This window comes from Pseudalkalibacillus decolorationis, from assembly GCF_024609785.1.
GTDB lineage: Bacteria > Bacillota > Bacilli > Bacillales > Fictibacillaceae > Pseudalkalibacillus > Pseudalkalibacillus decolorationis.
The window spans coordinates 81,114-96,974 of sequence record NZ_JANHJQ010000010.1; the positions used below are offsets into that span (position 1 = coordinate 81,114).

The 15,861-nt window shown below is 38.9% G+C and carries 13 protein-coding genes and 1 other annotated feature; of the genes, 5 read left to right on the plus strand and 8 right to left on the minus strand.

The genetic code is table 11. The features are described 5' to 3' along the window. The first annotated feature begins 6 nt into the window (after nt 1-6). Nucleotides 7-3,063, plus strand: a complete 3,057-nt coding sequence (locus NON16_RS11365; protein WP_257349145.1) for an efflux RND transporter permease subunit — start codon at nt 7-9, stop codon at nt 3,061-3,063. A gap of 375 nt (nt 3,064-3,438) precedes the next feature. Here NON16_RS11365 and NON16_RS11370 read toward each other — a convergent pair whose 3' ends face one another. Then, nucleotides 3,439-3,981, minus strand: coding sequence for a GNAT family N-acetyltransferase (locus NON16_RS11370; RefSeq protein ID WP_257349263.1), 543 nt, complete (start codon nt 3,979-3,981; stop codon nt 3,439-3,441). Between the two features lie 297 nt (nt 3,982-4,278). On the opposite strand from NON16_RS11370, the gene NON16_RS11375 reads away from it, so the two are divergent. Continuing rightward, complete coding sequence (locus NON16_RS11375; RefSeq protein ID WP_257349146.1) at nt 4,279-4,461, plus strand: hypothetical protein; 183 nt, start codon at nt 4,279-4,281, stop codon at nt 4,459-4,461. A gap of 98 nt (nt 4,462-4,559) precedes the next feature. On the opposite strand, the gene NON16_RS11380 is transcribed toward NON16_RS11375, so the two are convergent. Next, nucleotides 4,560-5,750 carry a putative glycoside hydrolase gene (locus NON16_RS11380; protein ID WP_372508795.1) on the minus strand — a complete coding sequence of 397 codons (1,191 nt, stop codon included), beginning with the start codon at nt 5,748-5,750 and terminating at the stop codon, nt 4,560-4,562. 452 nt (nt 5,751-6,202) lie between these two features. On the opposite strand from NON16_RS11380, the gene NON16_RS11385 reads away from it, so the two are divergent. Beyond that, nucleotides 6,203-6,748 (plus strand): HD domain-containing protein, encoded by a 546-nt coding sequence (locus tag NON16_RS11385; RefSeq protein WP_257349148.1) that lies wholly within the window; start codon nt 6,203-6,205, stop codon nt 6,746-6,748. A gap of 103 nt (nt 6,749-6,851) precedes the next feature. Here the strand turns inward: NON16_RS11385 and NON16_RS11390 are convergent, their stop codons facing one another. The 6 genes from NON16_RS11390 to NON16_RS11415 all read right to left on the minus strand — a co-directional run bounded on the left by NON16_RS11390 (nt 6,852) and on the right by NON16_RS11415 (nt 13,653). Beyond that, nucleotides 6,852-7,709, minus strand: a complete 858-nt coding sequence (locus tag NON16_RS11390; RefSeq protein ID WP_257349149.1) for a DegV family protein — start codon at nt 7,707-7,709, stop codon at nt 6,852-6,854. 117 nt (nt 7,710-7,826) lie between these two features. Beyond that, on the minus strand, nt 7,827-8,813 hold the full coding sequence (locus tag NON16_RS11395; RefSeq protein ID WP_257349150.1) for an ABC transporter ATP-binding protein: 987 nt from the start codon (nt 8,811-8,813) through the stop codon (nt 7,827-7,829). Then, nucleotides 8,813-9,835 (minus strand): ABC transporter ATP-binding protein, encoded by a 1,023-nt coding sequence (locus NON16_RS11400; protein ID WP_257349151.1) that lies wholly within the window; start codon nt 9,833-9,835, stop codon nt 8,813-8,815. Before NON16_RS11400 ends, NON16_RS11395 begins: the two co-directional genes overlap by 1 nt. 19 nt (nt 9,836-9,854) lie before the next feature. Continuing rightward, nucleotides 9,855-10,868 carry an oligopeptide ABC transporter permease gene (opp3C, locus tag NON16_RS11405; RefSeq protein WP_257349152.1) on the minus strand — a complete coding sequence of 338 codons (1,014 nt, stop codon included), beginning with the start codon at nt 10,866-10,868 and terminating at the stop codon, nt 9,855-9,857. Further along, entirely contained in the window at nt 10,868-11,797 is a 930-nt protein-coding gene (opp3b, locus tag NON16_RS11410) for an oligopeptide ABC transporter permease (protein ID WP_257349153.1), read from the minus strand. The genes opp3C and opp3b overlap by 1 nt, the downstream gene beginning before the upstream one ends. 176 nt (nt 11,798-11,973) lie before the next feature. Beyond that, a complete protein-coding gene (locus NON16_RS11415; RefSeq protein WP_257349154.1) occupies nt 11,974-13,653 on the minus strand; it encodes a peptide ABC transporter substrate-binding protein in 1,680 nt (559 codons plus the stop codon). 424 nt (nt 13,654-14,077) lie between these two features. On the opposite strand from NON16_RS11415, the gene NON16_RS11420 reads away from it, so the two are divergent. Together NON16_RS11420 and trpS are read left to right on the plus strand one after the other, a co-directional pair. Then, nucleotides 14,078-14,443 (plus strand): DUF3899 domain-containing protein, encoded by a 366-nt coding sequence (locus NON16_RS11420; RefSeq protein WP_257349155.1) that lies wholly within the window; start codon nt 14,078-14,080, stop codon nt 14,441-14,443. 46 nt (nt 14,444-14,489) lie between these two features. After that, nucleotides 14,490-14,752, plus strand: a binding site (T-box leader). 56 nt (nt 14,753-14,808) lie between these two features. Then, entirely contained in the window at nt 14,809-15,801 is a 993-nt protein-coding gene (trpS, locus tag NON16_RS11425; RefSeq protein WP_257349156.1) for a tryptophan--tRNA ligase, read from the plus strand. Nucleotides 15,802-15,861: the final 60 nt, after the last annotated feature.

Here is a 15,861-nt window from a genome sequence, read left to right on the forward strand (position 1 = left end):
GAATAAATGAAAATCATTCAATTATCTGTCTTCCGCCCGGTTGCTATGGGCATGGTCATTTTGTTCATGCTAATCATCGGCGCTGTAAGTGTCAAGAATACACCTGTAAATTTGTTTCCTGATCTAACATTTCCTGTTGCTGCTGTTACAGTTACATATGATGGAGCAAGTCCTGAAGAAGTTGAAAAACTTCTAGCTCAGCCAATCGAAAACATCATGGGAACGATCCCAAATGTTGAAAGTGTCTCTTCCGTATCAAGAAATGGAGGTGCACTCGTTATCGTATCCTACGACTGGGGAACAGATATGGATTTTGCTGCCTTAAAAATGCGTGAACAACTCGATGCAGTTCGCGAACAGCTTCCACCTGATGTCCCTCAGCCTAGAGTCTTACGCTTTAACCCAAATGACCTTCCTATCGTTCGTTTAGGAATACAAGCACCAGAAGGGGATTTAGTTGCTGCCAAGAAGCTTGTTGAAAATGAAATTAAACCTGTACTTGATTCGGTTGCTGGTGTTGCATCAGTGACCGTTGAAGGGGGAACAGAAAAGGTAGTAAATGTAACAATTGATCCTCAAAAGCTCAAGGAGCATGGACTAACAATCGATTCACTCCGGAACATCCTTGCAGCTGAAAATGTTACACTTCCAAGTGGATCAATTAAAGAAAAGGGATATCAATATCCAATCCGTGTCGTTGGTGAATTCGAATCACTTATTACGTTAAAACAATTACCTATACCTACTGAAAAAGGGATCGTCGAACTACAAAATCTTGTTGAGCTTAAAGAAACGACTTCCCCTGCTGATCAAATCAGTTATCTTAATGGTAAACCGAGCATCGGGCTCTCGATTTTGAAACAATCCGGTGAAAATACAGTTACCGTTGTAAACCAGATCGAAGCAGAACTTGAAACACTGGACCTGCCTGAAAACGTTCAATTAGAAACGATTTTCAATCAAGCCAAATTTATTAAACAATCCATTAATTCCGTGATTTGGAATATGGTGATTGGAAGCTTACTTGCAGCTGGGGTTCTATTTCTATTTTTACGAAATATCCGAAGTACGTTAATCATCGGCTTTTCGATTCCAATATCCGTGATGACAGCGTTTATTTTCATGTACTTTTCAGGACAAACCTTAAATTTATTAACACTCGGCGGATTGGCCCTCGGTGTTGGAATGATTGTTGATAATTCAATCGTAATCCTTGAAAACATTTACCGCCTGCGAGAAAAAGGACTCCCCCTTAAAAAGGCAGCAATAAATGGAACGAAAGAAGTTGGCGGAGCAGTAATTGCTTCTACACTTACAACAATTGTCGTTTTCTTACCGATCATTTTTGTAGACGGTCTTGCAGCACAACTATTTAAACCACTTGCTTTAAGTGTAACCTATGCCCTACTTGCATCACTCATTACAGCCTTAATTATCGTACCATTGCTATCATCGAACTTGTTAAAACTGAAGAAAGGAACATCTCGATTTCAAGGGAAGTATAGTCGCTTTCAAACACGGTATGTCTATATGGTAAAAAAAGCTTTGAAGTATCCGAAACGGGTTATTATAGGTACAGTAATCCTTCTTGCTGTTTCGTTGTCTGCTATACCCTTGATTGGTACTGAATTCTTACCTGCACAGGACCAAAGCTATATCAATCTCTCGATGGAGCTACCACCAGGAAGTTCAACAGATGCAACCTATGAAAAGACAGAAAAAATAAATAAACAACTAGAAAAACTGGAAGAGATCGATCTTTATTATGTCACTGTCGGTGGATCCAACGACTTTTCGATTCAGGCAGGTTCCAACACAAACACGGCGATGTACAGTATTTTGTTAAATCCGATTAATGAACGAAACAAATCTGACGTTCAAGTTGCTGAAGAAATTCGAAACTCATTAAGCAAAGTAAAAGGTGCAGAAATTTCCGTCGAAGCAAGCGATGCTGGATTTTCTGAAGACCCCGTTTCATTAGAAATTACAGGTCCTGATTTAAAAACACTCGAGGATATTTCTAAAAATGTCAGGAAAGAAATCAATGAGGTGAATGGGATCCGGGAAGTTACATCCAATTACGAGACAGGAAATCCTCAAATTGAAATTGAACTGAATCGGACTAAGGCTGCTTATTACGGACTAACGAGCGCTCAGGTGTCAAAATCCATTCAAGATGCAACAAATGGAACCGTTGCTACTGTTCTAAATCGCAGTGGGGATCAAGTTGATGTCCAATTACAAATTGACCCGGAACAAATTTCTTCATTAGAAGATTTGAAAAACTTACAACTAGTAACACCAACTGATGAATTAATTTCATTAAAATCGATTGCCAAAATTGATTTTGGCAAAGGTCCAAGTCAAATTAACAGAACCGATCGTTTAAGAGAAATTCGAATAACAGCTTCAATACTGGATCGAGACCTCGGAAATGTGATTGAAGATATAAAAGAAAAAGTAAAAAGAGAGATTAATCTGCCGCCCGGATACTCAATTACATTCGGAGGACAAACCGAACAAATGGAAGATGCTTTCCTGAAATTGAGTGGTGCACTTGCCCTTGCAATCGTACTCATTTACATGGTCATGGCCGGGCAGTTCGAATCATTCTTTTATCCGTTTATCATTCTTCTTTCAATTCCATTAACTGTTATCGGAATCATCACAGGTCTGCTCCTTACCAATCAACCATTTGGCGTTGGCTCACTTGTCGGAATATTAATATTAAGCGGGATTGTCGTTAATAACGCCATCGTTCTTATCGACTATGTTAACCTTCTGAAAAAGAAAGGTATATCAACAGAGAGAGCACTTGTTCGAGCGGGTCGTGCCCGTCTACGCCCCATTTTAATGACAACATTAACTACGGTGTTAGGCTTAATTCCTTTGATGCTTGGTATTGGAGAGGGTACCGAAATTCAACAACCTATGGCGATTGTTATCATCTTTGGTCTGACGTTTGGCACACTGATTAGTCTTATATTCATACCTGTTGTCTACAATCAATTTGATTACATTAAGCATAAACGAACTGAGAAAAAGGATAGACAGAAAGACTAACCAAATGTTGACGATCTGTAAGAAAAGATCATAGTTGAGTGAGATAAAGAAAACTTGGCTAGCGCCAAGCCTTAGCGCAGGCGATCGCCTTAGTTGCGCTTATACTATAGAAAGTATTTTTATACTTTATTAACGTGAAAAATAAAAAGGGTTGACCTTAAAATGGAAGTAACATCGGCTTCTTCAATACGCAGGAGCCGGTTCCATAGGTCACCCTTTTTCATGTCATGCAGTATGTTTTGATTGAGATGCAGGCCCATTATTGGGTTGTGGGTTCCAACCACGAAGCCTTTTTTTGAGGAGATCTTTTAACCATTCGCGTTTCTTTTTATTTTTCGTACGGCGTTTCATTTGACTCACCGTCCTTTCATGTTATCACTCTTCAAAGGTGAGAACATCATCAACATCCTGATAGGTTTTTCCGTAAAGCTCTTTATCTTTGTACGTATGAATCTTCTCGTAAGTCTTCTTGACACTTTCATATATAACCTCTTCGGATTCTGCATTTGGCGACCAGAATAGAATTTCCATTTCGTTTATTTCATTTGTTGCAAGAGAGCGACGACGATATCCAATCGATTCTGCATGGGTAAAACCTTCTCGTTTATAGAAGCGGAGCCTTTTTTCTGTGTCTGAATCCTCATAGTCCACTGGTTCTACTTCAAGAATAATAGGCTTTCCTTTCGCTTTTAGTTTCTCCAAAAGCTTACGTCCAGTTCCTTGTCCGCGTGCTGCACCCGATACAAAGATATAGTCGATAAAGATAAAATCTTCAAACTCGACATACATGAGCACATGATTTTCGCCCTCATCCTTGTGGTATACATCGCTCTTTTCTTTCAATAACAATTCCATGTGTTGCTTTGATTTCATTTCTTCAATCGGAAAATATTGGTTTAATTTTTCGTACCAGTTCATAGATCTATCCTTTCTTTTTTGATTCTTCATTTCCATTATAACACAACCTCCACTTGTCTCTAAATGGTCTACTGTAGGCAAAGTTGTCATTTGAATTCCCATTTCAGAATATTCTCTTCTTTCCATCTCCTGAAACTTCATTTACAATAGTCGTATAAGATCAAAAAGTCGACGAATTTGAAAGGCGCTAATTCGCAACTTTCAGTAACTACAATCTTGATAACCCAGGTGACTATTTGAACATCTTCTAGTAGTATAAGATAAAGATGGATGTACCATTCACAGGAGGTATCCTTCATGCAATTCTTTGTAGATTTAGCATTGCTTTCACTATGTATTATTGGTTTGACTGCGTTTATGGGAGTCATCACACATGGATCCGCATCTCGGTTATTTGGTAAAAGCAGGAGACAGTTCTTTGCAGTAAAAAGTAGGGAAACCCAAACAGGCTGGAGAAAAGTCCAACGAAGAAATACGTAAGAAAACGGAGTGGGGATATTTCCCACTCCGTTTTCTTTCAAAGAACGTGTATCTTAATACGTGAGAGCACTAAGAGGATAATCATATTACGTATTCCTTTAATTTAAAGGTGTATAATCCACATTTGGTGTGTAGGTATTTCCAGCATCCCATAACAAAAATTCCTCGATACCATTCTCATTCAACGCACGAATCTGTGCTTCGACCTCTTCTTTACCATACACTTGATAATTCCCACTTCCGAGGTACGATGCAGTGAAGTCTTGAATCCAAGGTCTAGAAATTGGTGGATCTTCCATTTTACTAAGCTTCTTATTCTCTACCTTAGAATATTCAGTGACGAGCTTATAAGGGACAAGGTCCGGCTTTGCAATGCCAAAATACGACGTCCAATGACTCGGATAAATCATTGAAGAAATGACATCGACATGTTCCGAGATCTTTGTGAAATTTTGCCCGATCCCAGGAGCTGCAGGTAATGTTGCAGTATACCCGAATATATCAACAGATACCTTCACACCGTATGGCTTTAATTGTTTCTCAGCATAGGCTACAAAGTCCGTAACCGCTTTAACTCGTTTTTGTACATCCGTAAGTTCAAGGTCCTTATAATCCCCCATATCGTAATTCAATTCATCACCACGGTGTTCAAACCCTTCAGGGAATCGTACATAGTCGAATTGAATTTCTTCAAAGCCAAGTTTTGCTGCTTCAATTGCAACTTGCACATTATAGTCCCAAACTTCTTTTTGAAATGGACTAACAAAAGCTTCACCACGACCATTCTTCCAAATTTTTTTCCCTTCTTTGAAAGAAAGTTCAGGTTTTCTTTCCGCTAGTATAGAATCCTTAAACACTACTACCCGGGCAATAGGATAAATCTTATGTTTCTCCATCACCTCCAACATTTTCCTTGGCTCTTTAATAAATGGTTTACCATATGGGTGAAGAGGTGAATTTTTATCAGGGATATATGTTATATTTCCATAATCATCCTTGATATCGATTACCATAGCATTCAGGTCCGATCTGTCTATAAGTGAGACCAGTTTCTCAAACCGGCTTCCCCCAGCAGAATGTCCTGTGACATATATCCCTCGAACCGCATCCGGATAAGTAAATTCTAACCCTGAGTCATAAATGAAGCGAGGCAGTTGTTTTGGAAGTTCCCTTTTCATGAGATGTGTTTCAATTCCTGTATGTAACGAGACTTCTTTCTCTGGATTTGCTTCTGCTAGTTCCCATTGTGGAAATGACAACAAAAACAGGGACATGGCTACCTTCATCATTCCCATTATTTTTTCCTCCCAGCTGATCAACTCTATGATTCTATTATAGGAAACAATTGGGTTAATGAAAAGGATATTTCGACATATTTTTCTTGCACGTTAAGAAAGTATAAAAATACTTTCTATAGTATAAGCGCGACTAAGGCTCGGCCGGTGCCAAGGGTTTGGCTTTACCAAGTTTTCTTTATACGTTAAGAAAGTATAAAAAATACTTTCTATAGTATAAGCGCAACTAAGGCTCGGCCGGCGCCAAGGGCTTGGCTTTACCAAGTTTTCTTTATTTTTGGCACGTTTTTATTTTATAAATATAATTCCTTAATATTTTTGATTTGAAAAGCTTGATACCAAAGTACAATCGTGCTATAGTGTTGAACAATATACTAAAAAGAGGAATTCAAAATGTTGGTCTATAGCGACATTTTACACCCTTTGAAATTAAAGGAGGTTTAGACATGCGAAAATTGTTACTATATGATATTTTTCATAACCCACAAACGCAAAAATATTTAAAACGTTCTGGTGTAGCCCATGCAATCGCCGCTAGCTATCATGCACTTACACTAGCGAGAAAATATAACGTTAATCCAGATTTGGCGACAAAGGCTGCACTACTCCATGATATTGGACACTATACGTGGTACCGTAATGGTGAATGGGATTATGATCTCTATAAAGCGAACGACATACATGCAATTAAAGGAGCTGAGCGTGCTCATAAAATCTTAATCGAACTCGATGAGGATCGTGAAAGTGCAAAAGCAATTGCACTGGCGATTTTGCTTCATACAGATTCCTACTTACCCGAAGGAGCACTTCAATTGGATCCCTTGCAACAGGTAGTCAAGCTTGCAGATGAGGCAGATGAAGAACCCGGTGGAATGCATCATTATCGTACAATAAGTAATGAACGTGCATGCTTAATGATTAAGAAATTGGACGAAAAGGTTAATGAAGTACTTTTAACTGACCCAACTACCACGTTAAAACAACCTAGTTAGTACATGAATCGTTCTCCTTATATATTATATATACGAAGCGTCCGCTTTGATTATACGGAAATCCTTTCAAAATAAAAACAGCCTGACTGAATGAGTCAGACTGTTAATACTTAATTATTCCGATAGCATTTTCACTGCCATACGCTCCGATTACGCTCCCTAGCTTTATAAAGCGCGTCCTTTTAAAAGAATCAAACGAAAACTGTTCCTTAAATGTATCAATTACAGCTTGCCTTGAAGGATAACTATGGACAACTAACAGTTCTTCATGATCCGCCATCCAATCATGGATTAATTCTGCAAGCTTCCGAATCCCTTTCTTCTTACCTCTAAAATTTTCAAGAGTTTCCACTTTCCCTGCCTTAATATTAAGCAGGGGCTTAATATTCAATATCCCAGCAATACGACCTTGGAGTGCAGAAATACGTCCACCCTTTTTTAGGTTTTCTAATGTTTCAAGAAGAATGATTCCTGCGACACTTTTTTTGCGAATTTCAACCTTATTATATATTTCTTCAGCTGACATACCCTCTAAAGCTAACATATCTGCATATTCAACTAAATAAAGAACGCCTGCTGAAACAGTTTCCGTATCTATGATATATAATTGTTTTTGTTCTTGTTCAGATAGCATTTCTTTTGCAACATTTGCACTTTGGTATGTGCCACTAAGCTCGCTTGCAATACCAAAATAGATCACCGTTTCACCATTAGCTATTAATTTTTGAAATACCTCAAAAAAGCGCTGAGGCGAAGGCTGGCTTGTTTTTGGCAAAGACTTTGAATTGCGCATCCTATCATAAAACTCTTCATGAGTTATTGTCATACCGTCTAAATAGGTAGTTTCTTCACCCTCAAAATTCACATTTAAAGGAACAACATGGATTGGATTTTTCATTTCGAATGCTTCTTCCTGTCCTAAATAGTCACTTGCACTGTCAACTACAAAGGATATTGACATAAAAATTTCCTCATTCCTGTTCTAATCAACCTTTATTTATTATAGTCTACCATATGGAGTATTTAATGAAAATAAAACGACCCCTATAAAAGAGATCGTTTTATCAAAGATATACGTTTAGCTTTCTTTTAATTCGTCATCATACAAGTGACAAGCAACGTAGTGACCTTCACGGGCTTCTTGCCATTTAGGAACGACCTTTGCACATACATCCATTGCATGTGGACATCTTGTTCGGAAACGGCAACCACTCGGTGGTGAAACCGGACTCGGAACATCACCTTCAAGGATAATTCTTTCACGGCTACGCTCTAATTCCGGATCAGGGACCGGGATTGCAGACAGTAATGCTTGCGTATAAGGATGCAACGGCTCATTGTATAAATCGTCACTAGCTGTTAGCTCAACCATATTACCGAGGTACATAACCCCAACACGGTCACTAATGTGCTTAACCATGGAAAGGTCATGGGCAATAAAGAGATACGTTAATCCACGTTCTTTTTGAAGCTTTTGCATCAAGTTAACGACCTGAGCCTGAATTGATACATCCAAGGCTGAGATTGGCTCGTCCGCAATAATAAATTCAGGATCTACTGCTAATGCACGAGCAATTCCAATACGCTGACGCTGACCACCACTAAATTCATGGGGATAACGACCAGCGTGCTCTTTATTTAATCCGACTGTTTCAAGTAATTCATGAACCTTTTCCAATCGTTCTTCCTTCGACTTCGCTAATCCATGAATGTCGATACCTTCTGCAATGATATCCTTGATGATCATCCGTGGATTCAATGATGCATATGGATCTTGGAAGATCATTTGCATCTTTCTGTTGAATTGCTTTAATTTCGCTTTTGATTTTTTCCCATGAACATCTTCACCATCAAAGGTTACTTCTCCACCAGAAGCACCATAAAGGCGGATAATCGTACGGCCAGTTGTGGACTTTCCACATCCAGATTCCCCAACGAGACCGAGTGTTTCACCTCTATAAATATCAAAAGATATGTCATCAACAGCTTTCAACTGTTGACCTTTACCCATATTAAAATATTTTTTTAAATTTTTCACTTCGACTAATTTTTCTCTAGTTGCCATTATTTCGCACCTCCAACTATTGCCGCTTCAGGCTTTTCCACTTTAGGTGCTCTTTCGTCCAACAGCCAGCAAGCTGTCTTCTGTGTACCTGATAACTCTGTGTACTCAGGCATATGGTCTTCACAAACCTTCATCACATGTGGGCAACGTGCTGCGAATGGACATCCTTTTGGTGGATCACTTAAATCTGGAGGAGAACCTGGGATTGCAATCAATTCATCTTCACCTGAAGATCCTATCTTCGGCATAGATGCGAGTAATCCCCATGTATAAGGATGTTCCGGCTTATAGAATACTTCATCTACCGTACCTGTTTCAACAATTTGTCCGCCGTACATTACCGCGACACGCTGTGCACTATTTGCAACAACACCAAGATCATGTGTGATCAAAATAATTGCAGTACCCGTTTTATCTTGAAGGTCACGCATCAAGTCCAAGATTTGCGCTTGAATCGTAACATCCAATGCTGTTGTTGGTTCGTCAGCAATCAAAATTTTCGGGTTACAAGCTAACGCGATTGCTATGACAACACGTTGTCTCATCCCGCCGGAAAATTGGTGCGGGTATTGTTTAACACGCGCTTCTGCATTAGGAATACCTACTAACTTTAATAGTTCAATAGCCCGATCACGCGCCTGTGTCTTGGACATACTCTGATGAATTACTAGACCTTCCATGATCTGTTTTCCTATCGTCATCGTCGGATTCAACGAAGTCATCGGGTCCTGGAAAATCATTGAGATTTCAGATCCTCGAATTTGCTGCATTTGACGTTCGTTCAATTTAGCTAAATCTTTTCCAGCAAAAAGGATTTCCCCTTCTTTAATGCGACCCGGCGGGTTCGGAATCAACCTCATGATACTTTTGGAAGTTACAGATTTACCTGAACCTGATTCACCAACGATCGCTAGTGTTTCACCTTTTTTAAGATCGAGGCTTACACCACGGACTGCTTCAACCTCGCCACCATGCGTATCAAAGGAAACATGTAAGTTCTTTAATTCTAAAATCTTTTCCAACCTCTTCACCCACCTTCATCTAGTCTCTCATCTTCGGATCGAGTGCGTCACGCAATCCATCTGCCACAATATTAAATGCAATCATAATTAAACTAATAATAATCGAAGGATATATCATCAAATGCGGGAAAATCTGCATATTTCTATACCCATCTTCTATTAATGTTCCAAGTGAAGCAATCGGTGGTTGTAAACCTAAACCGATAAAGCTTAGGAATGCCTCAAAGAAAATCGCTGTTGGAATTGTAAACATCGTGTTGATGATTATTACACTTAATACATTCGGAATTAGATGCTGCGTAATAATCTTGTTATCAGTAGCACCAAGTGTTCGTGAAGCTAAAACAAATTCCTGATTTTTCAATTTAAGCATTTGTCCCCGGACAATTCTCGACATTCCTATCCACCCGGTAATCGTCAAGGCAATAATAATCGATGTTATCCCGGCGTCCAGGACGAGGATCATTAAGATAACCAACACAAGGTTTGGAATACCAATTAAAATCTCAACGATACGTTGCATAACATTATCGACTCTTCCGCCATAATAAGCGGAAATTCCTCCATAAACAACGCCAATTAATAAATCAATCGCGGCAGCAAGGAGTGCAATAAATAAAGATATTCTTGTTCCTTGCCAAATACGGGACCACATGTCACGTCCGAGCCCATCGGTTCCAAGCCAGAAGTACTGGTCTTTCACCCCTTTAAACTCGTAAACGTTATTGCCCATTTCGTCGGTACCATCCATAATTCCAAAGTCCTCGAGAACTGGAACTCTAGGAGGTAAGTTAGCACGACTCAAATCTTGAGAAGCAAAGTCGTATTTTCCTATCATTGGTCCGAAAATCGCTAAAAAAGTTAGAGCTATGAGTACAATAATACCGAAAATAGCAGCCTTATTCTTTCTCATGCTCCTCCAGGCGTCTTGCCCAAAACTTAAACTAGGGGCAGCGATTTCCTCACTCTTACCACTATCAATATGAGCAGGTTGAAATAATTCTTCTGTGACATGTTCTTCTCTTTTGCTCATTATTCTTTCCCCCCTGACAGACGGATTCGCGGATCAATAACACCGTATAAAATATCGACAATTAAAATTGTTAAAATCAAGAAAAATGAAAAAAATAGTGTTGTACCCATAATAACAGGGTAGTCATTCGTCGTTATTGAAAGTACGAATTGCTCACCAAGACCAGGAACTGCAAAGATTTTTTCAATAACAAGTGTACCCGTCATTAAAGCAGCTGTAAGAGGTCCGAGAATCGTTATTAAAGGAATCATCGAATTACGAACTGCGTGTTTAAAGATTACACTGAACCCACTAACTCCTTTTGCTCTTGCAGTGGTAATATACTCTTGTCCCAATACTTCAAGCATTTCTGTACGCATGAAACGCGCACACACAGCGATCACACCCACGGCCAATGCTAACGTTGGTAGAATTGAATATTCAAACCCTTCCCAAAATGCTACAGGAAGCCATTGAAGCTTTACTCCAACATAATATTGAAGAAGTGCTGCAAAAACAAAGCTCGGGATCGATATTCCAATTACTGCAATAAAGGTAGATCCATAGTCCCATATCGTGTTATAGCGAATAGCTGATAATATTCCTAACAATATTCCTATTACAGATCCAAAGAGAATAGCTTGAATACCGAGTTGCGCGGAAGGACCGATCCGATTCAAAATCAAACTGGTAACGTCACGTCCATCGTATTGAAACGATAATCCAAGATCTCCTGTTAATACATTGCCCATATATAATAAATATTGCACGGGAACGGGTTTATCAAGTCCATAATTTTCGAGTATAATAGCTTCTTGCTCAGCGGTTAATTTTGCCGCGTTACTTAATGGATTACCCGGCATAACTTTAATTAAGAAAAATGTCGCTGATGCAATGAGTAATAGGGTAATGATCATATAAAACACACGTTTTGTTATATAACCCTTCATACTCCTCCACCTCCAGGTATGTCTTCTATTTATCTGATTTTTTCTGCTGAAAGATCATCAATTTTTAAGGTTTTCTATTTTCAAAAAACAATTTCAATACAGGGGAAAAAGAGAGTATACGTCATTCAGGACGACATATACTCTCCTGATACTCTCCCTTAAATCATTTGATGTTATTATTTTTTACCTTCGATAGATGCCCACTTGTAAGAGAAGTTAGCACCAAATGAGTTGATGTAAACATCTTTTACGTATGGCTTCCAAAGCTGGGATGCACCTTCTTGGTAAAGCGGTCCGATTGCAGCATCTTCTTCTAATAAGATTTTCTCAGCTTTTTGCATTGCTTCAAAACGTTCAACCGGCTTATCAGCTAGTTCCGTTTTTGCAGCTTCTACAAGCGCATCGTATTCTGGATTAGAATAACCCATTTTGTTATGTCCACCGTCACTTACCCAAAGGTCAACGAAAGTCATTGCATCTTGATAGTCAGGACCCCAGCCAGCAAACTGGATATCATAATCCTGGTTGTTATCAAGCTCTAGACGTTGCTTAAATGGTACACCCTTCAGTTCAATTGTTAAGCCTTTTAGGTTTTCTTCTAACTGTGACTTGAAGTATGCTTGCATTTTCTTAGACGTTTCAGTGTCTCCACCTAGAATTTCAAGTGTAATTTTGTCTTTTCCTAGTGCTTCTAATCCTTTTTTCCAATGTTCTTGCGCTTTTTCAACGTCATACTTAAGCATGTCACCGTTTTTAGCACGGAAATCTTCACCCGTTTTCGGATGGTTAACAAAATCCTTCGGTACTGAATAGTATGCAGGGATTGATCCATCATTCAAGATAACGTTAACAAGGTCTTCCTTGTTGATTGCCATACTTATGGCTTTACGAATATCAACGTTTGCTAATGCTTCTGAACGAGTTTGGTTGTATTTGAACCAGAAGATTGTTGGTTCACCATACTGCTTAAAGTCTGGGTGGTCTTTGTATTTGTTTACGTATTCTGCTGATAATCCTACACGATCAATTTTTCCAGTTTCGTAAAGGTTTACACCTGTTGCTGGGTCTTTTACAACCTTTACATTAATTTTATCTAATTGTACTGTTTCAGCATCCCAATAATCAGGGTTCTTCTTTAGTACCCAGCCCTCTTCGTGTTCCCAGTTTGTTAGGGTGAAAGGACCGTTGTATATCATTGTATCGTCTTCAAGTGCGTAGTTATCACCTTGAGACTCGACATATTCTTGATTTTGCGGGAAGAACGTTGCAAAAGTTGTTAAGCTTAAGAAGAACGGAGCTGGACGTTCAAGCGTTACTTCTAATGTATAATCATCAATCGCTTTAACACCTAATTCTTCTGGCTTCATTTCGCCGTTACTAATTGCAGTAGCGTTTTTGACTGGGCTCATAATAAATGCATATTGTGAAGCAGTTGCTGGATCTACAGTTTTTCTCCAAGAATATACAAAATCGTGTGCAGTAACAGGTGTACCATTTGACCACTTTGTTTCGCGTAGGTTAAATGTATAAACCGTTTGATCGTCACTTACTGTGTGATCTTTTGCAACACCAGGTACAGGCTTGTTATCTTTACCAAGACGATAAAGACCTTCAAACACTCCATTCATAACCTGGAATGCAACTTCGTCTGTTCCCATAACTGTGTCCATTGTGGGAATCTCTGCACTGTCAATAATATTTAGTACTTGTGGCTCACTACTTCCTTTATCTCCACTATCTCCTCCGTCGCCGCCTTTGTCGTCGCCAGCACTATCGCCACCGCCGCTACAAGCTGCGAGGAACATGCTCAGCACTAATACTAGTGTCATAAGCAATGACCATTTTGACTTTCTCATGTCTTAATGACCTCCCCTAAAATGTTGTTGAATTTGCATGAACGTTGTCCTTTAATAATTGTCAGATTATTTAAGTATTTCGTCCACATTTACGATTATACAAGTATTCACATAATTTTGCATTCACTTTTTTTAGAAAATTTACAAAAAGCCTATAATGATTACGCTTTCATAACAAAAAATAGGACTTTATTCCTATATTGTAATCAACGTAAAATAGGACTTCGGTGCTTAAGGATTGATCAAGATGTATATCATTCATCCTGGAGCCCTGTACAACACGCCTGTATGGTCATCAAATATGTATATGGTATGCATTATTCATTACATAATAAATATTCTGATTTATTACATGGGGGTATCTCTTGTAAAGTCGATTGCCTTCTTCTACTTAATTCGTGTATTATCGTCTTGAGGTGACAAAATGGACTTTATAAAGCGCTCATTTCTATTTTTTGTATCAATTTTAGTTGTATCTGTAATCATTTCCTACGTGTACTATGATCAGTTGACAATACTATATCTAATCAATACTGTATTTGTAGTATCTTTACTATATATTATGGTGGGGGCATTGATGTTTGTAACGCGTGGTGGTTTTTTTGATGGAATTACGTTAAGTTTCCGTCGTTTCATGAAGAAAGGAACGAATATGGGTAAAATGATGGATGAGGTAGAGTATATGGATCTTCCATCTGAAGCGTTTGAATATACATTTACCGAATCCCTGCTCGTTTCTGGGCTTCTCGGTTTTTTAATCACTATCGGTAGTTCCTTCCTAATATTTTAGTTGCAAATCACTTTTTTTTTGGATATACTATCAACTAATATAAGAACATAGCGCGATGATGAAGAGAGTACACTTATTTCGTCTTTTTAGAGAGTCTGTGGCTGGTGTAAACAGATATAACGGGTAAGTCGAATGGACTTCTGAGCATTCAAACCGAACCGATGTGTAATAGTAGGCTTTGACGTTCTTGTTCGTACGTTATCACGAACCTTCTGTCTGTACTTACGAAATGTACACGCAGAAAGCAGAGAGATTCTTTTTTCTATGAATGAATAAACTGGGTGGCAACGCGGTATAATCGTCCCAACATTGGGTGATTATGTCGCGTTTTTTATTTTCTAAAAAATCACAAGGAGTGAGTAAGTATGGCGACCATTTTTTCTGGAGTTCAACCTACAGGCTTTCCAACACTCGGAAATTACCTTGGTGCATTTAAACACTTTGTAGCGTATCAGGATGAGCATGATTGTTATTTTTGTGTCGTGAATCAACATGCGATAACCGTCCCACAAGACAAAATCGAGCTTAGAGAAAACAGCAGGAAACTTGCAGCGTTTTATTTAGCTATTGGAATCAATCCAGAAAAAGCAACACTATTCATCCAATCTGAAGTATCAGCACACACGAAATTGGGGTGGATGTTACAGTGCATTTCCTACATTGGTGAACTGGAAAGAATGACACAATTTAAAGATAAATCGAAAAAACGGGGTTCTGTTTCTTCCGGCCTTTTAACGTATCCCCCACTTATGGCAGCAGATATCCTTCTTTATGGGACGGACATAGTACCAGTAGGTGAAGACCAAAAGCAACACCTTGAACTAACAAGAGATCTTGCTGAACGATTTAACAACCAATACAACGATATTTTCACCATCCCGGAAGTTCATATCCCGAAAGTCGGAGCGAAGATTATGAGTCTGCTGGAACCGACAAAAAAAATGAGTAAATCAGATGAAAACATAAATAGCGTTATATCGATGCTTGATGATGAAAAGACGATTCGAAAGAAAATAAAGCGATCAACAACAGATTCTGAATCCAGTGTAAACTATGATGAAGAAAATAAGCCAGGAGTATCTAACCTCCTAACGATCCATTCGTTATGTTCAGATAAATCAATTGAAGAATTAGTGCAACACTATGAAGGGAAAGGTTACGGTGACTTTAAAGAAGGTGTTGCTGATGCCGTCGTCAACCAATTGCTGCCGATTCAAGAACGTTACTATGAGCTTCTTGATTCCGAAACGTTAGATGATATCCTTGACCACGGTGCAGAAAAGGCCACCCGAGCAGCCAATAAAATGCTCGCGAAAGCAGAACGTGCAATGGGATTAGAAAGAAAGCGGCGGAATTAAAGAAACACGGAATCAATAATTCTGATTGAAACTAGAAAGAGATGATCCATTGACAATGGA